The following is a 23020-nucleotide window of genomic DNA, read 5'->3' as shown; positions in this document are numbered from 1 at the left end:
TTACCAAGCCCGCCGATTGCCCGAAGGAGCCCGCAATGTCCGACCGCGCCCCGAACCATGCCGTTCTGCCCCAGACCCGCGGCGCGCTGACGCCCGATCGTGCGCTGGCCGATCTGACATGGCTGCGCGTTGGCGGACCTGCCGATTACCTGTTCCAGCCCGCTGATCAGGCCGATCTGGCCGATTTCCTGCAGGGTCTCGATCCCGCCGTTCCGGTGTTTCCGATGGGCGTCGGCTCAAACCTGATCGTGCGCGATGGCGGTATCCGTGGTGTGGTGATCCGGCTGGGGCGCGGCTTCAACGGGATTTCCTGCGATGGCGGCATTGTCACTGCGGGCGCGGCCGCGCTGGACGCCCATGTTGCGCGCCGCGCAGCCGAGGCGGGGCTGGACCTGACCTTTCTGCGCACCATTCCCGGCAGCATCGGCGGTGCGATCCGCATGAATGCGGGCTGCTACGGTGCCTATGTCGCCGATCACCTGATCTCGGTCCGGGCTGTGGCAAGGGACGGCTCCGTCCACGACATCTCTGCCGCCGATCTGCGCTTTGGTTACCGCCATTCCGATCTGCCCGAAGGCTGGGTGGTGACCGAGGCCCGCTTCCGCGCCGAAGCTGGCGATCCCGCCGAGCTTGCCGCGCGGATGGAGGATCAGCTGGCCCGCCGCGACGCGAGCCAGCCGACCAAGGATCGCAGCGCCGGTTCCACCTTCCGCAATCCGGCGGGGTTTTCCTCGACCGGGCGGGCGGATGATACGCATGAGCTGAAGGCATGGTCGCTGATCGACGCGGCGGGCCTGCGCGGCCACCGTCTGGGCGGGGCGCAGATGTCGGAAAAGCATCCGAACTTCCTGCTCAATGCCGGAGGCGCCACCGCAGCCGAGCTTGAGGCCCTGGGCGAACTGGTCCGCAAGCGCGTCCATGAGACCAGCGGCCATGATCTGCAATGGGAAGTCATCCGCATCGGTGAGCCGTAAACCGCCGCTCTGTCTGGAAAAATCGCCTAAAAGGCGAAATAGGGACTTTTGCGAACACGGATCAGCCGCTATCCTCAAGGCATAAATACCCGGATCAACCGGGTGCATGAGGCAGAAATTGGCGGGCAGGTCGAGCAGGACAGCCCCGAAAGTCGCAGTTCTCAAGGGCGGACCCTCGGCCGAGCGCGAGGTGTCCCTGTCCTCGGGGCGGGAATGCGCGCAGGCGCTGCGGCAGGCGGGCTATGAAGTCACCGAGATTGATGCGGGCAGGGATCTGCCCGAGCGTCTGGCCGATGCCGCGCCCGATGTCGTATTCAATGCATTGCATGGTCGCTGGGGCGAGGATGGCTGCGTTCAGGGTCTGATGGACTGGCTGGGCTATCGCTACACCCATTCGGGCGTGCTGGCCTCGGCCCTTGCCATGGACAAAAGCCGCGCCAAGCAGGCCTTCCGCGAGGCCGGGCTGCCTGTCGTCGAAAGCCTGATCGCCGATCGCGACGAGGTCCGCGCGCGTCATGTCATGGCCCCGCCCTATGTGGTGAAGCCGAATGACGAAGGCTCGTCGGTCGGCGTCTATATCGTGCATGAGGCCGCCAACAGCCCGCCGCAATTGTCCGAACACATGCCCGCCCGCGTCATGGTCGAAACCTATGCGCCGGGCCGCGAGCTGACCACCGCCGTGCTGGGCGACCGCGCCCTTGGCGTGACCGAGATCAAGACCACCGGCTGGTATGATTACGACGCGAAATACAAGCTCGGCGGCTCGACCCATGTCATCCCGGCGGAAATCCCGGCCGAGATCATGCAGGCCTGCCACGATTACGCTGTCCGCGCCCATCAGGCGCTTGGATGCCGTGGTCTGAGCCGCACCGATTTCCGCTGGGACGAACGCCGCGGTCTGGACGGGTTGATCATTCTTGAGGTCAACACCCAGCCCGGCATGACCCCCACCTCGCTTGCGCCGGAACAGGCCGCGCATGTGGGCATGGATTTCCCTTCGCTCTGCTCGTGGATCGTCGAGGAGGCGCTATGCAGGGACTGAACCCCTTTGGGCATCGCGATGCCGATCAGGGTCGTCCCGCACCGGTGCGGCATGTGCCGTCGCGTCCCGCGCCTCAGGTCGGTGCTGCCAAGGCCGCTCCGCGTCGCGATCCTGCTCCGTCCCGTCTGGCCTATCGCCTGAACCGGATGATGCTGCGCCCGTTGATGCGGCGTCTGATCCGGGTGGGTCTGCCGGCCTTCCTGATCGCCATGGTCGGCGGGATCTGGCTGTCGGACGAAACCCGGCGCGCAAACCTGTATAGCGGCGTCGATGGGGTGGTGGACAAGGTCCAGCACCGCGACGCTTTCATGGTGCAGTCGATGCGGATCGAAGGCGCGTCCGAGGTCGTGGACAAGGCGCTGCGCGCCATGCTGCCGGTCGAGCTTCCGGCGTCGAGCTTCGATATCGACCTGGCCAAGCTGCGCGAAAAGGTCCGCATGCTGGATGCTGTCGAGGCAGTCGACCTGCGCATCACGCCGGGTGGCGTGCTGACGGCGGTGGTCACCGAACGCGTGCCGGCCGTGCTGTGGCGCCATGCCCGCGGGCTGGAATTGCTGGACAAGACCGGCCACCGCGTCGCCTCGGTCACCGCGCGCGATGTGCGCAAGGACCTGCCGATCATCGCGGGCGAGGGTGCCGACCGCGCCGCGCCCGAAGCCATGGCCCTGATCGAGGCCGCTGGCCCGATCCTGCCGCGTCTGCGCGGGCTGGAGCGTGTGGGCGAGCGGCGCTGGGATCTGGTGCTGGATAATGGCCAGCGCGTGAAACTGCCCGAGGACGGTGCGCTTCGTGCGCTGGAACGGGTGATTGCCCTGAACAAGGCGCAGGATCTGCTGTCGCGCGACGTGGCCGAGATCGATCTGCGCAACGAATTCCGTCCGGTCCTGCAGATCGGCAATGAGGCCCAGAACGCCATCCGCCGCGCCCGCGGTCAGGCCGAGATCGGCCCGGATGGCAAGCCGCTTGAGACCAATCCCAGCGTCGCCGCTGGCCAGAAGAACAGCACGAAGACCGGAACCAACCCAAAAAAGACCTGAATAAGAACAGAGAGGGCAGGGAATGAAGGATCTCTACCAGGGCCAGAGGGCAATGCGGAACATGCGCCGACAGGCCATGCAGCGCGGCGTCATCGCGGTGCTGGACATCGGGACCTCGAAGATCGCCTGCCTTGTCCTGCAATTCGACGGCCCCGGCCAGTTCCGCGAGACGGACGGCGTCGGCCCGATGGCCGGGCAGTCGAATTTCCGTGTCATCGGCATGGCCCATACCCGCTCGCGCGGGATGCGCTTCGGCGAAATCCAGACCATGGCCGAGACCGAGCGCGCCATCCGCACCGTCATCCAGTCGGCGCAGAAGGCGGCGAATGTCCGGGTCGATCACGTGATCGCCTGTATCTCGGGCGCGCGTCCGGCCTCCTACGGGCTGGCCGGAGAGATCGGGCTGGACGCAGGCAAGGTGGCCGAGAATGACGTGTCGCGTGTCCTTGCGGCCTGCGAAGTCCCCGATTTCGGTCGCGGCCGCGAGGTACTGCATGCGCAGCCGGTCAATTTCGCCGTTGATGGCAAGTCCGGCCTGTCCGATCCGCGCGACCATACCGGCGACAAGCTGGCGGTCGATATGCATGTTTTGACCATCGATGGCGATGCCGCGGGCAATCTGGTCCATTGCATCCGCCGCTGCGACATGGAGCTGGCCGGGGTGGCCTCGGCCTCTTACGCGTCGGGGCTGGCGGCGCTGGTCGAGGATGAACAGGAACTGGGTGCGGCCTGCATCGATCTGGGCAGCGGCACCACGGGCGTCTCGGTCTTCATCAAGAAGCACATGATCTTTGCCGATGCGGTGCGTTTTGGCGGCGACCTGATCACCCAGGACATCGCCAAGGGGCTGCGCATCAGCTACGCGCAGGCCGAGCGGCTGAAGACCCTGCATGGCGGGGTTGAGGCGACTGGTCGTGACGATCACGAGATGATCGATCTGGGCGGCGATACCGGCGATTGGGAAACCGACCGCCGTCAGGTCAGCCGGGCCGACCTGATTGGCATCATGCGTCCCCGCGTCGAGGAAATCCTTGAAAATGTCGCCGGGATTCTTGAGGCGGCGGGTTTTGATTTCATGCCCTCGCGGCAGGTGGTTCTGACCGGCGGCGGCAGCCAGATTCCGGGTCTGGATACGCTGGCCGCGCGGATGCTGGGCCATAACGTCCGCATCGGTCGCCCGCTGCGCATTCAGGGCCTGCCCCATAACGCAACCGCACCCGGTTTCTCCTCGGCCATCGGGCTGGCGCTGCTGACGGCCCATCCGCAGGACGAGTGGTGGGACTTCGAAATGCCTGCCGAGGCCTATCCCGCGCGCAGCATAAGGCGCGCCTACCGGTGGTTTAAAAACAACTGGTAGTAGAAAAGAAACTTGATAATGTGCTGGTGGAGGCATGCGCCCACCACATGCTGAAGAATGGGCAAGATACCGCCGAAATTACTCTGGTGTTTAGGTACATTTTGTGTGAAGCGCGTGATTTTTGGATGACGCTTGGGCCGAATCTGGCTAGGCTTTCTTTGATACGGGGATTCGACCGGACTCCGCACTGTCCGGCGCAAACAACAAGGCAGGCGAAATGGAACGGCAGATCCACCTGATGCTCAACGATGACCAGGAATTGAAGCCGCGCATCACCGTCTTCGGCGTCGGTGGTGCGGGTGGCAACGCGGTCAATAACATGATCGACAAGCAGCTTGAGGGCGTCGATTTCGTCGTGGCCAATACCGACGCCCAGGCCTTGCAGAACTCCAAGGCCGAGCAGCGCATCCAGATCGGTCCGAAGGTGACCGAAGGCCTTGGCGCCGGCGCGAAACCGTCGATCGGTGCCAAGGCCGCCGAAGAAACCATCGAGGATATCGTCGATCATCTGATGGGCGCGCATATGTGCTTCATCACTGCCGGCATGGGTGGCGGGACCGGGACTGGTGCGGCCCCGATCATCGCCCAAGCCGCGCGAGAGATGGGCATCCTGACCGTCGGCGTCGTGACCAAGCCCTTCCAGTTCGAAGGCACCAAGCGCATGCGTCAGGCCGAGGACGGGGTCGAGGCCCTGCAGAAGGTCGTCGATACGCTGATCATCATTCCGAACCAGAACCTGTTCCGTCTGGCCAACGAAAAGACCACCTTCACCGAAGCCTTCGCCATGGCCGATGACGTTCTGTATCAGGGCGTCAAGGGCGTGACCGACCTGATGGTGCGTCCGGGCCTGATCAACCTCGACTTCGCCGACGTCCGCGCCGTGATGGACGAGATGGGCAAGGCGATGATGGGCACCGGCGAAGCCTCGGGCGAGAACCGCGCCGTGCAGGCCGCCGAAAAGGCGATCGCGAACCCGCTGCTGGACGAAATCAGCCTGAACGGCGCCCGCGGCGTCCTGATCAACATCACCGGCGGCTACGACCTGACCCTGTTCGAAATGGACGAGGCGGCCGAGAAGATCCGCGAGAAGGTCGATCCCGAGGCCAATATCATCGTTGGTTCGACGCTGGACCCGTCGATGGAAGGATCGATCCGCGTGTCGGTCGTGGCGACCGGAATCGACTCTTCGGCAGCCGAACTGCCCGCGCCGCGTCGCGGCATGAAAGAGCCGCTGACCCAGACGCCGAACGTGTCGCAAAAGCCGGTCGACGAACCCGAGCCGGTTCCGGCACGCCGCGCTCCGGTCGAAACCATCGATCCGGTGCAGCATGTCGCCGCCCGTTCGCAGCATCCTGCCCAGCCGGACCACCGTTATGTCGAAGACGACATGCCGCGCCCGGCCTACCAGCCCGAGACTCGTCAGCCCTCGCATCCGCAGGGTGATGCGCTGCACGGCGATACCGGCAGTTTCATCCCGCCGCGTCGCCCGGCTGCCGCGCCCGGCACGCCTTCGGATGCCGCAATGGCCCGCCTTGCGCAGGCCGTGCAGCGCGCGCCCGAGCGTCAGGCCGCACCGCAGCCGCGTCAGCCCGCGCCGCAACCGCAGCAGGACGTGGCCAGCCGCGTGCAAAGCCGCATGGGTGGCCTCAGCCGCATGCTTGAGCGTATCTCGGGCCATTCGGATCATTCGGCCGAAAAACCCGCCGCCTCGACCATCGCCGAGCGCGTGAATGAGCGTGTCGCAGCCCGCCGCAGCGGCGGATACGATGCCGGTTTCGACGATCTCTCCAGCCCCGACCGGGCCGATGACAATGTCGAAATTCCGGCCTTCCTGCGCCGTCAGGCAAACTGAGCCGATCACAAGTTTTTCGGCAAGAATCCAGAAGGGACCGCTTCGGCGGTCCTTTTTTCTTTTCCGGATCAGCGCTTTGCCGCCGATCGGCTGTTTGGTCACACGGACGGGGCTGCTTTGTTTCATCCCGTCACAAATCGTTAATTGTGACTTTCCCGCGACGCGCCTAACTCAGTCTCAAGACCGGAAGGGGCACTCCCTTCACCACAGAATAAGACAGGCAAGACCATGCAGACGACCATTGCTCAGAAAGCTCAGTTCCGCGGCGTAGGGCTGCACTCGGGTGCGGCGGTGCGTCTTGCGATTCTGCCGGCACCCGCCGGTCACGGCATCGTGTTCGCACGCACCGATCTGGGTGGCGTGCGGATTCCGGCGCGATGGGACCATGTGACCCCTTCGCAGCTTTGCACGCTGCTGGACAATGGCGCGGGTGCGACCGTCTCGACCGTCGAGCACGTGATGGCGGCGCTGGCCGGAACCGGAATCAATAATGCGCTGGTCGAAGTCAACGGCCCCGAGGTTCCGATTCTGGATGGCTCGTCCGAGCCCTTCGTTCGCGGCATCATGGAGGCGGGCATCCGTCGCCAGCCCGAATCCGAACTGCGCGCCATCCGCGTGCTGCGCACCGTTGAGGTGCATCACGGTCAGGGCTTTGCCCGGCTGACGCCCTCGGACCGGCTGGAGATCCATTTCGACATCGACTTCACCGATGCCGCGATCGGCCATCAGGAAAAGCGGCTGGATATGGCCAATGGCAGCTTCGTGCATGAGCTGATGGACAGCCGCACCTTCTGCCGTCAGGCCGATGTGGTGCAGATGCAGCAGAACGGGCTTGCCCTTGGCGGGACCTATCTGAACGCGGTTGTGATCGACGGAGACAAGGTGCTGTCGCCCGGCGGTCTGCGCCATTCGGACGAGGCCGTGCGCCACAAGATGCTGGACGCGATGGGTGACCTTGCGCTGGCGGGCGCACCGCTGCTGGCGCGCTATACCGGCCATCGGGCGGGTCACGCCATGACCAACAAGTTGCTGCGTGCGCTTTTCGCGGCGCCGGATGCGTGGGAATGGGTCACGGTGACGCCTTCGATGCAGGACCATCTGCCGGGTGCCGGCGTGGTGGCCGAGATGGGTGCGGTCTTTGACCCGGCCCATCATCTGGCCGTCGCCTGAGGCGCGGCTGTCCTGCCGGCGAAATGGCGCTCAAGCTCTCGACCTCAAGCGTATTTTGGCATTTTGCGCAGCCGGATTTTCTGTGCTAGGACGACCGGGCCGTGGGGGTGCAAGCCCGCGCGGCCCAAAGTAATTTTGACGGGCAGGTAGCAGGCATGGCGGGCATCAGATCGGCGGGTTCCTTGGTCGCGGTGGCTCTGTCAGTCGGACTCTTGGCGGGCTGCGGCGGCGGCGGAGACACCAGCAAGGTTCCCGAATCGCTTGAAAGCTTCACCGCCGAGGAAATCTACAAGCGCGGCGAATACGAGCTGGAGAACACCCGCAAGCCCGAGGCGGCGGTGAAATATTTCTCCGAGGTCGAGCGGCTGTATCCCTATTCCGAATGGGCCAAGCGTGCGCTGATCATGCAGGCCTATTCCTATCACCGTGCCCGCGACTACGAAGAGGCGCGGGGCGCGGCGCAGCGTTTCATCGACACCTATCCGGGGGATGAGGACGCGGCCTATGCGAAATATCTGCTGGCGCTGTCCTATTACGACCAGATCGATGAGGTCGGCCGTGACCAGGGCCTGACCTTCCAGTCGCTGCAGGCGCTGCGCGAGGTCATCGAGCAATATCCCGACAGCGAATATGCGCGCTCTTCGATCCTGAAATTCGATCTGGCCTTCGACCATCTGGCGGCCAAGGAGATGGAGATCGGGCGCTATTACCTCAAGCGCGGGCATTACTCGGCCGCGATCAACCGCTTCCGCGTCGTGGTCGAGGATTACCAGACCACGACCCATACGCCCGAGGCGCTGATGCGTCTGGTCGAGGCCTATCTGGCGCTTGGCCTGAACAATGAAGCACAGACCGCTGGCGCGATTCTTGGCCATAACTTCCGGTCCTCGCCCTTCTATCTGGATGCCTATGCGCAGCTGCGCGGGGCCGGGCTTGCCCCCGCGGTGGCGGGTGACAGCTGGCTGACCGCCGTGTACCGCCAGGTCATTCAGGGCAAATGGTTGTGATGGTGCGCTGAAGCGCACCCTACGGGGGCTGAATGCTTCGTTCGCTGGACATTCGCGACATGCTGCTGATCGACCGGCTGGAATTGGACTTCCGGCCGGGTCTGAACGTGCTGACCGGCGAGACCGGGGCCGGTAAGTCGATCCTGCTGGATTGCTTGGGCTTTGTGCTGGGTTGGCGCGGTCGTGCCGATCTGGTCCGCAATGGCGCGAGCCAAGGCGAGGTGACCGCCGTTTTCGACCTGCCCCAAGCCCATCCCGCGCGTCCGCTTCTGACCGAGGCCGGGATTCCTGTCGGAGATGAGCTGATCCTGCGTCGCGTGAACGGCGCGGATGGTCGCAAAACCGGCTATATCAACGATCGCCGCGCCTCGGGTGAAGTGCTGCGGGCACTGTCGGAAACACTGGTCGAACTGCATGGCCAGCATGACGATCGCGGCCTGCTGAACCCGCGGGGGCATCGGCTGCTGCTGGATGCCTTTGCGGCAGTGGATCTGTCGGCAGTGCGTTCAGCTTGGGCCGAACGACGTGAGGCCCGTGGAGCGTTGGCCGGGGCCGAGGCGAACCTTGCTGCTGCGAAGGGCGAGGAGGAATTCCTGCGCCATGCCGTGGCCGAACTGGACAAGCTGGATCCGCAACCGGGCGAAGAGGCTGAACTGGACACGCGCCGCCGCGCCATGCAGGGGGCCGAGCGCATCCGTGGCGATGTCGCGCGCGCGCTGCATGCATTGGGGTCAGAGGGGGCCGAGGGCGCGATGCTCGACGCCGGTCGCTGGCTTGACGGCGCGGCCGAGCGTGCCGAGGGGCGGCTCGAGGCCGCATCAGCCGCCCTTCAGCGCGCGCTGATCGAGCTGTCCGATGCCGTGGCCGGGGTCGAATCGGCGCTAGAGGCGATGGAGTTCGACCCGCGCGATCTGGAAAAGACCGAGGAGCGGCTGTTTGCGCTTCGGGCCTTGGCGCGCAAGCATGATGTGCTGGCGGACGAACTCTCCGGGCTTGCCGATGAGTTGCGCGCGCGCCTCTCGCGTATCGACGCGGGCGAGGGTGATCTGGCGCGCCTGACCGAGGCGGTGGCTGCGGCTGACGCGCATTACAACGCGATGGCATCCGGGCTGTCCGAGACGCGCGCCACGGCCGCCAAGCGGCTCGATGCCGCGATGGCGGCCGAACTTGCGCCGCTGAAGATGGAGCGCGCCGTTTTCGAAACCGTGCTGTCGGATGCCGAACCCGGACCCGAGGGCAGGGACGCCGTGGCCTTCACCGTCGCCACCAACCCCGGTGCACCATCCGGCCCCTTGGATCGCATCGCCTCGGGCGGCGAGCTGTCGCGCTTTTTGCTGGCGCTCAAGGTCTGCCTGGCGCGCGGCAACGATGCGCTGGTGCTGATCTTTGACGAAATCGACCGGGGCGTTGGTGGTGCGACTGCGGATGCCGTGGGGCGTCGTCTGGCCCGTCTGGCCGAGGGTGCACAGGTTCTGGTGGTGACCCACAGCCCGCAGGTCGCGGCGCTTGGCGGGCATCACTTCCGAGTCGCGAAATCGGTGACGGACGGGATGACCACCTCACGCGTGACGGCGCTGAACGATCCCGAACGCATCGAGGAGATTGCCCGGATGATCTCGGGCGAGACGACGACCTCGGCTGCGAAAGAGGCCGCGCGGGCGCTGCTTCAGGGTTGATCAGTCCAGGATGTGATCGACTTCGCGGATGATCGACTGCACCTGCAGCGTCTCGGCGTCATAGCGCACCAATCGGCCATCGATCACACCATATTCACTGCCCGCAGGCGGTCGGCTGATTCCGTAAAGGCCGGGGCGACTGATGCGATGCAATTGCTCGGCATCGATATGTTGTCCGACCCGCAGCTTGCGGGCCGGATGGGCCGAGGCATCCTGTGCAAGGAAGGTCTGGCCGTCCTCACCGCCCATATGCTGGGCCAAAGCCATGGTGCATGCCGCAAGTCCAAGTGCGGCAGCCAGGGTGTATTTGTGTATGCGGTTCATGATCGTTACAATCTAGCACTCGCTTCTTGCCAAGTCGTAAACAAGCATCGACCCGGCAGTCGCGTTTCCAGACCAACGATGCGACAGGCGTCATGGATCCATCACGCACGTGTTTTTGCGTGAAACGGCGCGCATGGCTGTGTCATTTCCGCATCAGTCCCGGCGGTGTAGCCCTTCGAACCGAGGCAGCATGGCCGAGAAATCCTTGCCGCGCCCGTCTTCGTCCTCGACGAAACGGGCGTAAAGCGCGGCGGCCAACTCGCCCATCGGGGTTGGCGCGTCCGCGGCCTCGGCTGCCTGCTGGCTTAGCCGCAGGTCCTTGAGCATCAATTCGGCGGCGAAGCCCGGCTTGTAGCCATTGTCGGCGGGCGATTGCGGACCCACCCCAGGGGCGGGGCAATAGGTGTTCATCGTCCAGCTGGAACCGGATGAAGTCGAGACCACGTCGAACAGCCGCCCGCGATCCAACCCCAGCCGGTCGGCCAGCGAGAAGGCCTCGCAGGTGGCGATCATCGTCACGCCAAGGATCATGTTGTTGCAGATCTTGGCGGCTTGACCGGCGCCTGAATCGCCGCAATGAACCGCCTTTTGCCCCATGATCTGGAACAGAGGCTGGACCTTGGCGAAATCCGCATCGCTGCCGCCGACCATGAAGGTCAGCGTCCCCGCTGCCGCGCCGCTGATGCCGCCGGAAACCGGCGCATCCAACGCCCCCAGCCCTGCGGCGACGGCCTGCGCCGCGACGGCGCGTGCGCTTTCGACATCGACGGTCGAGCAATCGCAAAGGACCGCGCCGGACGCCATGGCCGGGATCAGATCGCCTGCGACACGACGCAGGATCGCACCGTCGGGCAGCATGGTGATGACGACATCGGCCCCGCGCGCTGCCGTGGCCGCATCCGGCGTGGCAGTCACGCCCTGCGGCATCGGGGCGACCGGGTCAAAGCCCGCGACCTCATGCCCTGCTGCGGCCAGATTGCGCGCCATCGGCCCGCCCATATTGCCCAATCCGATGAACCCGATCTTCATGCCCTGTCCTCCCAGTCCAGTTCCGCATCGCCCAAGCTGTCCAGCATCGCGCGCACCTTCCCCTCGGCGGATGACGCGGCCCAGACCGGATTACGGTCCTTGTCGATGATCTGTGCGCGGACACCTTCCAGAAAATCGCTTTCGGCGGTGGCGCGATAGGTGAAGCGGTATTCGCGCGCGAGGCTTTCGCGGATCGAGCGGTCGCCCCGCGCCGCGCGAACCAGCGCCAGCGTCGCGGCCATGGACAGCGGCGAATTGCGGCGCAGGGGGGCAAGCGTGTCATCTGCACCCGCAGCGGCAAGCGTGGCCATGATGTCCTCGACCGTGCGCCCGCCGAAAACCGACAGATCGGCATTTTCCAGCGGTGCCTCGGGGCGTGGTTGGCCCTTGATGCAGGCGGGATCACCGGTTTCAGCAAGCCGTTCGATCAGCGCGGGCCATTCCTCGGCCGGCAGATAGGTATCGGCAAAGCCCGCATGGATCGCGTCGCCCGGTCCCATCCGCGCCGAGGTCAGGCCCAGATATTCCCCGATCCGGCCTGGCGCATGGCCCAGCAGCCAACTGCCGCCGACATCGGGGATCAGGCCAATCCCGGCCTCGGGCATGGCGATGCGGGTGCTGTCGCAGACGATGCGGTGGCTGGCATGGCCGCCCACACCGACCCCGCCGCCCATGACGAAGCCCTGCATGAAGGCCACCACGGGTTTCGGATATTCGGCAATCCGCGCATTCATCCGGTATTCGTCGCGAAAGAAGTCGCGGCCCAGTTGGTGATCGCCCGCCAGCCCGGCGCGATAGACCGCAGCCACGTCGCCGCCCGAACAAAAGGCGCGGTCGCCTTCGGCATCGATGACGACCAGCGCCACGTCGGTGTCGTCCTGCCAGCCCCGAAGCGCCGCGTTGATCGCCAGCGCCATGTCATGGCTGAGCGCGTTCAGTGCCTGCGGGCGGGTGAAGGTGATCCGCCCGGCGCGGCGGTCCTTCAGGATACGGATATCGGTCATCATCCCCGCTCCGCCAGCAACGCGCGGCTGATGATCAGGCGCATGATCTCATTCGTGCCCTCAAGGATCTGGTGGACACGCAGGTCGCGGACGAGCTTCTCGATGCCGTAATCGGCCAGATAGCCATAGCCGCCATGCAGTTGCAGGCATTGGTTCGCGACCTCAAAGGCGCGGTCGGTGACATGCAGCTTAGCCATGGCGCAGAACTTGCTGGCATCGGGTGCGCCGTGATCCAGCTTCCATGCCGCCTGCCGCAGGAAGATGCGCGACGATTGCAGCGCGGTCTCCATCTCGGCCAGTCGGAATTGCAGCGCCTGAAACTGGTCGAGGCTTTGGCCAAAGGCCCGCCGTTCGCCCATATAGCGCAAAGTGGCGTCCAGCGCTGCCTGCGCGCCGCCAAGGGCGCAGGCCGAGATGTTCAGCCGCCCCCCGTCCAGCCCCGCCATGGCATAGCTGAATCCTCGGCCTTCATCCCCCAGCAGATTCTCGGTCGGGATCAGGCAGTCGTCGAATTGCACCTGCGAGGTCGGCTGCGATTTCCAGCCCATCTTGCGCTCAAGCGCGCCGAAGCTCAGGCCGGGCGTGCCGTTTTCCACCACGACCGAGGAGATGCCCTTGGGCCCGTCCTGCCCGCTGCGGACCATGCAGATATAAGCGTCAGAATAGCCCCCGCCCGAGATGAAGGCCTTGGTCCCGTTGAGCCGCCAGCCGTCGTTCGTGCGTTCGGCCCGTGTGCGCAGGGCGGCGGCGTCGGAACCCGATCCCGGCTCGGTCAGGCAATAGGAAAAGATTGTAGTCATGGCGCATAGGCCGGGCAGCCAGCGCGCCTTGCTGTCCTCGGACCCGAATTTCTCGATCATGCCGCCGCACATGTTGTGGATCGACAGAAACGCCGCGACCGAGGGGCAGGACATCGCCAGTGCCTCAAAGACCAGCGTGCCGTCCAGCCGCGAAAGCCCCGTTCCACCATGATCCTCAGAGACGTAAAGGCCGCCGAAACCCAATTCGGCGGCTTTGGTCCACAGATCGCGGGGGATGGTTCTCGCTTCCTCCCATGCTTGGGCATGTGGGGCGATATGTTCGGCCCCGAATGCGCGGGCCATGTCGAAAATGGCCTCTTGCTCGTCGCTCAGCGCGAAATCCATGCCCTCTCCCTCATGTCTTTCGTAGGCTTCCGGGTGTGGCCCGGAAATGTTGCGCCAGTGTTGCACCCGCGCAAAAGGAAAGGCGAGGGCAATTGCCCCCGCCTTTGACCCTTGTCAGTCCAGCGCTTTGAAGTTCAGGGCAGCGCCGTCCTTGATGCCCGAGAACCAGCGGGCGGTGACCGTCTTGGTCTTGGTGTAGAAGCGGAAGGCGTCGGGCCCGTATTGGTTCAGGTCGCCAAAGGCCGATTTCTTCCAGCCGCCGAAGGAATAGTAGCTGAGCGGCACCGGGATCGGGAAGTTGATCCCGACCATGCCGACATTGACCCGGCTGGCAAAGTCGCGCGCGGTGTCGCCATCGGCGGTATAGATCGCCGTGCCATTGCCATAGTCATTGTCCATGACCAGCTTCAGCGCGTCCTCATAGTTGTCGGTGCGGACGGTGGTCAGGACCGGGCCAAAGATCTCTTCCTTGTAGATCTCCATGTCCGGGGTGACACGGTCGAACAGCGACGGACCGCAGAAGAAGCCGTTCTCATAGCCCTGGATTTTCAGATCGCGGCCATCGACGACCAGATCCGCGCCCTGTTCCACGCCCGAGGCGATCAGGCGGTTGATGCGTTCCTGCGAGGCCTTGGTGATGACCGGACCGAAATCGACATCGTCGCCCGCGGTATAGGGGCCGACCTTCAGTTTCTCGATGCGGGGAACCAGACGCTCGATCAGCGCGTCGGCGGTTTTCTGGCCGACCGGAACCGCAACCGAGATCGCCATGCAGCGTTCGCCCGCAGCGCCGTAACCCGCACCGATCAGCGCGTCGGCGGCCTTGTCCAGATCCGCGTCGGGCATGATCAGCATGTGGTTCTTGGCGCCGCCGAAGCATTGCGCACGCTTGCCGTTGGCGGCGGCGCGGCCATAGATGTACTGCGCGATCGGGGTCGAGCCGACAAAGCCCACGGCCTGAACGGTCGGGTGGTCAAGGATCGCGTCGACGATTTCCTTGTCGCCATTAACGACCTGCAGCACGCCATCGGGCAGACCGGCTTCCTGCGCCAGCTTCGCCAGCATGATCGAGGTCGAGGGCACGCGCTCGGACGGCTTCAGGATCATCGCATTGCCCGCGACCAGCGCCGGGCCCATTTTCCACAGCGGGATCATGGCGGGGAAGTTGAAGGGCGTGATGCCCGCGACCACACCCAGCGGCTGGCGCATGGCATACAGGTCGATGCCCGGACCGGCATTGTCGGTGAACTCGCCTTTCAGCATCGCAGGCGCGCCCATGCAGACCTCGATCACCTCAAGGCCGCGCTGCACGTCGCCGCGCGCGTCGGGCAGGGTCTTGCCATGCTCGCGCGAGACGATCTCGGCCAGCCTGTCCATGTTCTCGTTGATGAGTTGGCCGAACTTCATCATCACCCGCGAGCGGCGCTGCGGGTTGGTGGCACCCCAGATCTGCTGGGCGCGCTCGGCGCTGGCGATGGCGGCATCAAGTTCGGCCGGGGTGGCCAGCGGCACGCGGGCGATGATCTCGCCGGTGGCCGGGTTGTAGACATCGCTGAAGCGGCCGGAAGTGCCTTTGACTTCCTTGCCGTCGATCCAGTGGTTCAGTTCTTCCATGATGACCTCCCATCGGGAATTTGCGTTGGGACGGATCATAGACTTGCAACATTGCCGGATAAAGACAAAGTCTGGCAAAAGCGTTTTGCGTTTTTGCAAAGGTGAATGATGGACTGGGACGATCTGCGCATCTTTCTGGCCGTGGCACGCGCCGACAGTCTGTCGGGGGCCAGCAGGCGGCTGGCCATTGACGCCTCGACCGTCGGGCGGCGCATCGTGCGGCTGGAACAGGTGCTGGGGGCCAAGCTGTTCGTGAAGACCCCGCAGGGCTATGCGCTGGCCCCCGAGGGCGAACGCCTGCTGCCCCATGCCGAGGCGGCCGAGGCGGCGCTGTCGGATGCGCGCGAGGCATTGTCCGGTCCCGGCGACCTGACCGGCCAGATCCGCATCGGCGCGCCGGATGGCTGTGCCAATTACCTGCTGCCGCAGATCTGCGCGCGGCTATGCGAGGATCATCCGGGGTTGGAGATCCAGATCGTCGCCTTGCCGCGCGTCTTCAACCTGTCCCGGCGCGAGGCCGACATGGCCATCGCCGTGTCGCAGCCGCAGGCCGGGCGGCTGGTGGTGCAGCGCTTGACCGATTACCAACTGCATCTGGCCGGGCACGAGGATTACCTGCACCGCCATCCCCCGATCCTGACGCGCGAGGATCTGCGCGGCCATCGCATGATCGGCTATATCCCCGACATGATCTTTGACCGCGAGCTGGACTATCTGACCGAGACCGGGGCGGATTGGGCGCAGCTGACCTCGAACTCGGTCTCGGTGCAGATGCAGGCGGTACGGACGGGGGCGGGCTTGGGGATCGTGCATGACTTTGCCATTCCCTTCTGTCCGGGTGTCCGTCGGGTGCTGACCGATGCGATTTCGCTGACGCGCAGCTTCTGGCTGATCCGGCATGCCGACGACCGCCGCTCGCAGCGGATGAACCGGATCGCGGATGCGCTGGCGCAGGGAATTCGCGCCGAGGTGGCACGTTTGCAAGGGTTGATCGGCCTTGATGGCCCCAGCCAAGAGTGGGCTTGACGGAAGCGCGCCTTGGGGCAACCTTGAAATCAAGCAGATTTCGCCGAGGAGGAACCACCATGCTCGTGAAGCAGATCCTGTCGATGAAAGCCAGCGGCGAGGTCATCACCATCGCCCCGACCGCCAGCGTGGCCGATGCCGCGAAGATGCTGTCGGACAAGCGCATCGGTGCGATCGTGGTGCTCGGGGATGCGCCGCAGCCGCTTGGCATCATCTCGGAACGCGACATCGTGCGCGAACTTGGCAAACGCGGTGCCGGGGTGCTGGCGCTGACCGTGGGCGACCTGATGACCCGGAACCTGATGACCTGCACCACCGGCGAGGATACCCGCGCCATCCTTGAGCGCATGACCGAAGGGCGCTTCCGCCACCTGCCAGTGGTCGATGCCTCGGGGGCGATGATCGGACTGGTCTCGATCGGGGATGCGGTTTCGGCGCGGCTCAAGGAATTGCGGGCCGAGCGTGACGCCCTGACCGGGATGATCATGGGGAACTAGAGTGGTTGCCGCGCGGCGTGACCGCGCGGAACCCCTTGCAATCTTGCGCCAAAACCTGTTTCGGTTGGCCGTTTCGTGGAACAGGGGGGCAGGTCCATGCGTATCGGACTTTATCCGGGCACTTTCGATCCGATCACGCTGGGGCATGTCGATATCATCGAGCGCGCATTGGCGCTGGTCGACCGCCTGGTGATCGGGGTTGCGATCAACCGCGACAAGGGGCCGCTGTTCAAGTTGGATGAGCGCGTCGATATGGTGCGCCACGAATGCGACGCGATCACCCGCCGTCTGGGCGGCGAGATTCTGGTCCATCCGTTCGAGAACCTGCTGATCGACTGCGCCCGCGACGTGGGCGCCACGGTGATCGTGCGCGGCCTGCGCGCGGTGGCCGATTTCGAATATGAGTTCCAGATGGTCGGCATGAACCGCACGTTGGATTCGACGATCGAGACGGTCTTCCTGATGGCCGATGCGCGGCGTCAGGCCATTGCCTCGAAACTGGTAAAGGAAATCGCGCGGCTGGGCGGCGATGTCAGCAAGTTCGTTCCCCCCGCGGTCAATGAGGCGTTGATCGCCCGCTTCCCGGCCTGAGCCGGGCTGCCGGGCCTGTGCAGGAGAGACAGATGCCCGCCATCCCCGCCCGAGAGCCGCTGCCGATCCCGGAACCGGAACGGCAGCCCTTGCCCGATCCGTCACCCGATCCCGGACCCGAGGATGAGGCGTAATGCAAAAGGGCGGCCCTATGGCCGCCCTTTGTCAATTCCGGTAACTGACGATCAGTCGTCGTTCTGGACCTTGGCGACCGGCGGGGCCAGCTTCGGGGTCACGCCATTGGCCAGCGGATCTTCCTGACGCTGCACCGAGCCTTCGAAATGCGCGCCCGATTCGATGGCGATGGTCTTGTGGATGATGTCGCCTTCGACGCGCGCGGTGGCGGTCAGGCGGACTTTCAGCCCGCGGACACGGCCGACGACACGGCCATTCACCACGACTTCCTCGGCCACGATTTCGCCACGGATGGTGGCGCTTTCGCCGACGATCAGCTGGTGGGCGCGGATGTCGCCTTCGATCGTGCCTTCGACCTGGATGTCGCCCTGGGTCTTGATATTGCCGGTGACGGTCAGGTCAGACGACAGGATCGAGGGCGCGGTGCGCGTGCGCGGGGTCGCAGTGGGCGAGGCCGGCACGTCGATATTCGTCTTTTCCAAGCTCCGCGGTGCTTCGGCTTCGGGGGCCGGCTGCGGCTGGGTCCTGGGTCCGGGTTCAGTTACGCGGGTCTTAGAAAACATTCTGGGCTGCCTTGATGAAGCTCATAGGGTTCATGGCGCGACCTTTCACGCGAACTTCATAGTGAAGATGCGGTCCGGTCGACCTTCCGGTATTGCCCATAGCACCGATAAGCGCTCCGCGCGATACCTTTTGACCCACCTTGACCTTAATCTTGGACAGGTGACCGAAACGGGTCTCGACGCCCATTTCGTGCTGGATCTTGATCAGGTTCCCATAGGCACCCATGCGCCCGGCATGGATCACGACGCCGTCGGCGGTCGCATAGATCGGGGTTCCGACCGGCCCGGCCATGTCGATCCCCTCATGCGCGCGGCCCCAGCGGCGGCCAAAGGGCGAGGTGTAGCGGAAGGCCGATTTCACCGGCATGGCCAGCGGCATCTTCTCGACAGCGATCCGGTAGCTGTTCATCTTGTCCAGCGTGACCATGATCTCCTTGGCCTTCGCCTCGCCCTGCGAGATCTCGGCGTCACCGCTGGAGGAGTAGCTGACCGGGTTCAGCGGTCCGCCTTCGCCCGAATAGCCGCGGCGAATGGTGCTAAGGACGTCATCCGGGTTCATGCCGACATTGCGGAACATGTCGTCCAGCGGCTTGACCGAAACGGTCACGGCGTCTTCCAGTTGGTTCAGGATCTCATCGTTGTTGGCGATGATCCGGTCACGCTCGACGGTCAACGCCTCGGCCTTGCGCTTGGCCTCATTCGCTTCGGTCATGGCGTCATTGCGCTGGGTCGAAGCCTGCTGAAGCTCACCCGACAGAATGTCGAAAGCGGTCTGCAGCTCGGCGGTCTTTTCGGCGCTGACGGGCTTGCCCGCCAGAGCGGTGCGGCCAAGCGCGTCGTCGCGTTCGCGGACGGCGGTTTGCAGGCTGTTCTGCACGGCCTCAAGCCCGGTCTCCAGCTCGCGGCGGCGGGCCTCGGATTCCAGAAGCTGCGACTGCATGTCCGACACCTGATCCAGCGCGACGGTAAAGCGCTGCTGGGCGGCGACGGCCTCGGAAGCGCGGCTGTCGCGCTCATGCGAGAGATCCGTCAGCCGGGTCTCGAACGCGTCCTGAGCCATGCGGGCCTGATCGCGGTTGCCATGGGCGCTGATCGCGTCGATCGCGAGGATCGAACTGGCAATCACCGCCCAGCCGAAGAAGACAGCAGATCCGCCAAGTGCAACAAGCTGGGTCATCGGGCTGAGCCTGATGAAGCGGGTCGTGCTGTCCGATTTCAGAAAGAGACGCTGTTCTGGCAGCCAGCGCTCAAGCACCGAATTCAGACTTTGAGTGATGCGCAATGTCCCTGATCCATTCTGTGGCTTCGCGTCCAGACCGAGCAGAGGCGGCCGCGTTGGCATTCATAAATCCGAGCTGTGCTTAAAGCGCAACATTCGGGAAATATATGCCCCTATTGTGGGCGGATAGATGCCGATCAAACCGAGGTCAATCAGTCAAGAATTGCCGGTAGTCGCCCCTCGCGCGAGTGTTACCGTTAGCGGGTCGAAATCAGGTATGGCCGCTAGCCGACTGATCTTTTGCCGAAAAAAAAGACAGTTGCGACTGGAGCACCTCAACTTGGCGGAAAACCGGTTCGTTTAGTTGCAAGGCCGGTTCTGCCGCACAATCGGGCAGATGCGGGCCTGGAGAGACGCTGCGCCCCCCGATGGCTGGGAACCCGGTCGGCCCTGTCGCGTTGGGCGGGCTTTTTCGGCCCTATCCCTGACGCAGAATCTGCCTTTCGCGGGCCATGACCCACAGGGTCGACAGGATCGAACCCGCCGAAACCACCACCATGATCGCCAGCAAGGGCGCGGCCCCGGCGTCGTCATGCAGAAAGACTCCGGCCAAGGCAGCAAGGCCTGCGCCGCCCGCGACCGCCATTGAGCCGCCCAGACCGCTGGCCGTTCCGGCCAGTTCGGGCCGCACGCTCATCATGCCGGCATTGGCATTGGGCAGAAGCATGCCGTTGCCCAGTCCCATGAAGGCAACCGAGCCGAAGAACACCAGTGGCGATTGCGCGCCGCTCAGGTCGGCCAGCAGTGCCAGTCCCAGCGGCAGCGTGGCGATCACCGCGCCAGCAAGGATCATCCGGTTCATCCCGATCCGGGTCGAGAAGCGCGCCGAGGTGAAGTTCCCTAGCGCGTAGCCAAGCGAGGGCGCCGCAAACCAGTAGCCGACCTCGGCCGGGGTCAGATGCAGCACCTTCTGCCCGACAAAGGGTGCACCGCCCAGATAGGCATAGAAGGCTCCGGCGCTCATGGTGGCGGCCAGCGAATAGCCCCAGAAGCGATGCGAGCGTGCCAGTTTGGGATAGCTTGCGATCTGCTGGCGCAGCGGCGTGCCCGCGCCTCGGGCGGTCTCGGACAGGTCGAACCAGCACAGGACAAAGACCGCGCAGCCCAGCACGCCCATGGTCACGAAGCTGGCGCGCCAGCCAAAGCTTTCGTCCAGCACACCGCCAATGGTCGGCGCGATCATCGGAACCAGCGACATGCCCATGGTGACATAGCCGATCATGCTGGCGGCGCGCTCGGCCGGTACCATGTCGCGCACGACGGCACGGCTGAGGACAAAGCCCGTGGTGATCACCGCCTGAACCATGCGGAAGAACAGGAACCAGCCCGCCGTGGGCGCCAGCAATGTGCCCAGCGTCGCCATCAGGAAGATCGCAAAGGCACCCAGCAGCACCGGCCTGCGTCCGATCAGGTCGCTGATCGGACCGCAAAGCAGCTGCAAAACCGCGCTGACCCCCAGAAAGGCCGACACGGACAGCTGCATCACGGCGTAATCCACGCCAAAGTCCCGCGCCATGCCGGGCAGCGAGGGCAGGAAGATGTTCATTGAAAGCGCGCCGACACCGGTGATCGACACCAGCGTCAGCAGGCTGGGCCGCCGGGCGGCCGGTTCAGGTTGCGGCGTCATGCCGATCTATTCGCGCGTCTCCGCGGGAATGACAACGGGCTGATTGTATGGAAGTGCTTCTTCGTGGTGCGAGGAACCACCGAAGTTCGAAAAGATCAAAAAGGCCCCCAGGCAGATCAGTCCAAAGCCCAGCATGACATTCCAGGTGATCTTCTCGCCCAGATAAAGCCACGAGAAGATGACAAAGATCGACAGGCTGATCACCTCCTGAATCGTCTTCAGTTGGGCCGCGTTGAAATGCCCATAGCCGATCCGGTTGGCCGGAACCTGCAGCAGGTATTCGAAAAACGCGATGCCCCAGCTGACCAGCACGACGATGAACAGCGGTGCGGCCTTGAACTTCAGGTGCCCATACCAAGCGAAGGTCATGAACACGTTCGAGGCCAGCAGCAGCCCAACGGTGGTGACGGGAACGGGCAGGTTCATTCCGAACGGTCCCAGCTGCGGTGTTTTTCAAGATTGCCGAAGCGGGTGAAGCGGCCCTCGAAGGACAGTTCCACCGTGCCGATCGGCCCGTGGCGTTGCTTGCCGATGATGACCTCGGCCTTTCCATGGCAGGATTCCATGATCTGTTGCCATGCGGCCATCTTGTCCAGCTCATGATCGGCGGGCTTTTCGCGTTCGCGGTAATATTCCTCGCGGAAAACGAACATCACGATATCGGCGTCCTGCTCGATCGAGCCGGATTCGCGCAGGTCGGACAGCTGCGGACGTTTGTCCTCGCGGTTTTCGACGGCCCGCGACAGCTGCGACAGCGCAATGACCGGGATGTCCAATTCCTTGGCGATGGCCTTGAGCCCCTGCGTGATCTCGGAAACCTCGTTCACCCGGCTGTCCTTGGCCGAGGCGGCGCGCAGCAGCTGCAGGTAGTCGACGATCAGCACATCCAGCCCCATCGTCCGCTTCAGCTTGCGGGCGCGGGCGGCCAATTGGTTGATCGGCAGGGCGGGGGTGTCGTCGATGTAAAGCGGGCAGTTCTGCAGGTCATGCGCGGCTTTGACGAAACGGCGGAACTCGTCCTCGGTCATGTCGCCGCGACGGATCGATTCACTGGGAACCTCGGCCGCTTCGGACAGGATCCGCGCGGCCAGCTGTTCGGCCGACATCTCGAGGCTGAAAAAGCCGACGACGCCCCCGGTCAGCGTACCCTCGGTCCCGTCAGGCAGTTGACCCTTGCGGTGAACCTTGGCGACGTTGAAGGCGATGTTGGTGGCCAGCGAGGTTTTCCCCATCGAGGGACGCCCGGCCAGAATGATCAGGTCCGAACGGTTCAGACCGCCCATCTTGGCATCAAGGTCGATCAGGCCCGAGGAAACACCCGAAAGCCCGCCGCCCCGGCTGAAGGCCGCATTCGCCGCCGTCAGCGCGCCGCTGACCGCCGACAGGAAGCTTTGGAAACCGCGCTCGGCGACGCCCTGTTCGCCCAGCTTGTACAGGACCTGCTCGGCTTCCTTGATCTGTTCTTCGGCCGAATCCGACACCGAGACGGTCGAGGCCCGCGCGGCAATGTCCTGACCCAGGCTGATCAGGTCGCGGCGCATGGCGAATTCGCGGATCATCTGGGCATAATCGCGCGCCGCATGGGACGAGATCGCCGCCCCGGCCAGCCGCGCCAGATAGGGCGGGCCGCCCAATTCCTTGAGCCCCGCGTCATTTTCCATGAAGGCCTTGATCGTCACCGGGCTGGCCAGTGCGTTCCGGGCGATGCGCTCAATGCTGATCTCATAGATGCGGCGGTGAACCGGATCGTAGAAATGCCGCGGCTGGATGATGCGCGAGACGTGGTCATAGACCTCGTTATTGGTCAGCAGCGCACCCAGCAGCTGCTGCTCTGCCTCGATCGAGAAAGGCACCGCTTGCGCGGCGACGGCCTCGGCGATTTCGCTGGGGTTTCTGATTTCGACGGCGCGTAGCTCGCTCATCCCTTGATGGCTCCGGATGTTCGACTCGGGTGAGGGTTGTTATCCACCTTAGATGGAAGGCGGTCCATCTGGATATCCTGTGGATAGGCTGGGGACAAGATTGCCGCCCGCGGCGATGTGGCACGGGCGGCTTGGGTATTTGGATAACG

20 protein-coding genes and 1 pseudogene are annotated in these 23020 nt (G+C 64.5%); 11 read left to right on the top strand and 10 right to left on the bottom strand.

Annotated features, from left to right (window positions below; genetic code table 11):
- Positions 1-35 precede the first annotated feature (35 nt).
- The 8 genes from murB (at position 36) to recN (ending at position 10115) form a co-directional block, all read left to right on the top strand.
- The gene (gene murB / locus IB235_RS01615) at positions 36-974 is read left to right on the top strand and encodes a UDP-N-acetylmuramate dehydrogenase (RefSeq protein WP_192335054.1); all 939 of its coding nucleotides are present in this window, start codon (positions 36-38) and stop codon (positions 972-974) included.
- Between the two features lie 106 nt (positions 975-1080).
- Positions 1081-2016, top strand: a complete 936-nt coding sequence (locus IB235_RS01610; RefSeq protein ID WP_192335051.1) for a D-alanine--D-alanine ligase — start codon at positions 1081-1083, stop codon at positions 2014-2016.
- Positions 2004-3053 (top strand): cell division protein FtsQ/DivIB, encoded by a 1050-nt coding sequence (locus IB235_RS01605; RefSeq protein WP_192335048.1) that lies wholly within the window; start codon positions 2004-2006, stop codon positions 3051-3053. The genes IB235_RS01610 and IB235_RS01605 overlap by 13 nt, the downstream gene beginning before the upstream one ends.
- 22 nt (positions 3054-3075) lie before the next feature.
- Positions 3076-4410 (top strand): cell division protein FtsA, encoded by a 1335-nt coding sequence (ftsA, locus tag IB235_RS01600; protein ID WP_155037867.1) that lies wholly within the window; start codon positions 3076-3078, stop codon positions 4408-4410.
- A gap of 217 nt (positions 4411-4627) precedes the next feature.
- Positions 4628-6262, top strand: a complete 1635-nt coding sequence (gene ftsZ, locus IB235_RS01595) for a cell division protein FtsZ (RefSeq protein WP_192335045.1) — start codon at positions 4628-4630, stop codon at positions 6260-6262.
- Between the two features lie 228 nt (positions 6263-6490).
- Positions 6491-7432, top strand: coding sequence for a UDP-3-O-acyl-N-acetylglucosamine deacetylase (lpxC, locus tag IB235_RS01590; protein WP_192335042.1), 942 nt, complete (start codon positions 6491-6493; stop codon positions 7430-7432).
- A gap of 155 nt (positions 7433-7587) precedes the next feature.
- A complete protein-coding gene (locus IB235_RS01585; protein WP_155037864.1) occupies positions 7588-8439 on the top strand; it encodes an outer membrane protein assembly factor BamD in 852 nt (283 codons plus the stop codon).
- Between the two features lie 32 nt (positions 8440-8471).
- On the top strand, positions 8472-10115 hold the full coding sequence (gene recN, locus IB235_RS01580; RefSeq protein ID WP_192335039.1) for a DNA repair protein RecN: 1644 nt from the start codon (positions 8472-8474) through the stop codon (positions 10113-10115).
- Here recN and IB235_RS01575 read toward each other — a convergent pair whose 3' ends face one another.
- From IB235_RS01575 to IB235_RS01555, 5 genes are all read right to left on the bottom strand, one after another.
- Positions 10116-10439, bottom strand: coding sequence for a hypothetical protein (locus IB235_RS01575; RefSeq protein WP_155037862.1), 324 nt, complete (start codon positions 10437-10439; stop codon positions 10116-10118).
- A 153-nt stretch (positions 10440-10592) separates the two neighbouring features.
- Positions 10593-11468, bottom strand: a complete 876-nt coding sequence (gene mmsB / locus IB235_RS01570) for a 3-hydroxyisobutyrate dehydrogenase (protein ID WP_192335036.1) — start codon at positions 11466-11468, stop codon at positions 10593-10595.
- Complete coding sequence (locus tag IB235_RS01565; protein WP_192335033.1) at positions 11465-12472, bottom strand: enoyl-CoA hydratase/isomerase family protein; 1008 nt, start codon at positions 12470-12472, stop codon at positions 11465-11467. The genes mmsB and IB235_RS01565 overlap by 4 nt, the downstream gene beginning before the upstream one ends.
- Positions 12472-13617: an acyl-CoA dehydrogenase family protein gene (locus tag IB235_RS01560; protein WP_192335030.1), complete on the bottom strand. Its 1146-nt coding sequence runs from the start codon at positions 13615-13617 to the stop codon at positions 12472-12474. The genes IB235_RS01565 and IB235_RS01560 overlap by 1 nt, the downstream gene beginning before the upstream one ends.
- A gap of 114 nt (positions 13618-13731) precedes the next feature.
- On the bottom strand, positions 13732-15231 hold the full coding sequence (locus IB235_RS01555) for a CoA-acylating methylmalonate-semialdehyde dehydrogenase (protein ID WP_192335027.1): 1500 nt from the start codon (positions 15229-15231) through the stop codon (positions 13732-13734).
- Between the two features lie 108 nt (positions 15232-15339).
- Between IB235_RS01555 and IB235_RS01550 the strand changes: the two genes are divergently transcribed.
- The 3 genes from IB235_RS01550 to coaD all read left to right on the top strand — a co-directional run bounded on the left by IB235_RS01550 (position 15340) and on the right by coaD (position 17345).
- On the top strand, positions 15340-16257 hold the full coding sequence (locus tag IB235_RS01550; RefSeq protein WP_192335024.1) for a LysR family transcriptional regulator: 918 nt from the start codon (positions 15340-15342) through the stop codon (positions 16255-16257).
- Positions 16258-16316: 59 nt separating this feature from the next.
- Positions 16317-16754: a CBS domain-containing protein gene (locus IB235_RS01545; protein WP_155037856.1), complete on the top strand. Its 438-nt coding sequence runs from the start codon at positions 16317-16319 to the stop codon at positions 16752-16754.
- Between the two features lie 96 nt (positions 16755-16850).
- Entirely contained in the window at positions 16851-17345 is a 495-nt protein-coding gene (gene coaD, locus IB235_RS01540; RefSeq protein WP_155037855.1) for a pantetheine-phosphate adenylyltransferase, read from the top strand.
- Between the two features lie 185 nt (positions 17346-17530).
- Here the strand turns inward: coaD and IB235_RS01535 are convergent, their stop codons facing one another.
- From IB235_RS01535 to IB235_RS01515, 5 genes and pseudogenes are all read right to left on the bottom strand, one after another.
- A complete protein-coding gene (locus tag IB235_RS01535) occupies positions 17531-18043 on the bottom strand; it encodes a polymer-forming cytoskeletal protein (RefSeq protein WP_155037854.1) in 513 nt (170 codons plus the stop codon).
- Positions 18033-19325, bottom strand: coding sequence for a M23 family metallopeptidase (locus IB235_RS01530; protein WP_155037853.1), 1293 nt, complete (start codon positions 19323-19325; stop codon positions 18033-18035). The genes IB235_RS01535 and IB235_RS01530 overlap by 11 nt, the downstream gene beginning before the upstream one ends.
- A gap of 415 nt (positions 19326-19740) precedes the next feature.
- Positions 19741-20949, bottom strand: a complete 1209-nt coding sequence (locus tag IB235_RS01525; RefSeq protein WP_192335022.1) for a multidrug effflux MFS transporter — start codon at positions 20947-20949, stop codon at positions 19741-19743.
- An 81-nt stretch (positions 20950-21030) separates the two neighbouring features.
- A pseudogene (locus tag IB235_RS01520) lies at positions 21031-21375 on the bottom strand (DMT family protein); the annotation flags it as partial.
- Positions 21372-22871 (bottom strand): replicative DNA helicase, encoded by a 1500-nt coding sequence (locus IB235_RS01515; RefSeq protein WP_155037850.1) that lies wholly within the window; start codon positions 22869-22871, stop codon positions 21372-21374. The gene IB235_RS01515 and the pseudogene IB235_RS01520, both read right to left, overlap by 4 nt.
- Positions 22872-23020 lie beyond the last annotated feature (149 nt).

Origin of the sequence: Paracoccus sp. PAR01 (assembly GCF_014851995.1) — a bacterium.
In the GTDB taxonomy this organism is placed as follows: Bacteria; Pseudomonadota; Alphaproteobacteria; order Rhodobacterales; family Rhodobacteraceae; genus Paracoccus; species Paracoccus litorisediminis.
Note: the sequence above shows the minus strand (reverse complement) of the source record. Positions and strands in the feature narration are given on the sequence as shown.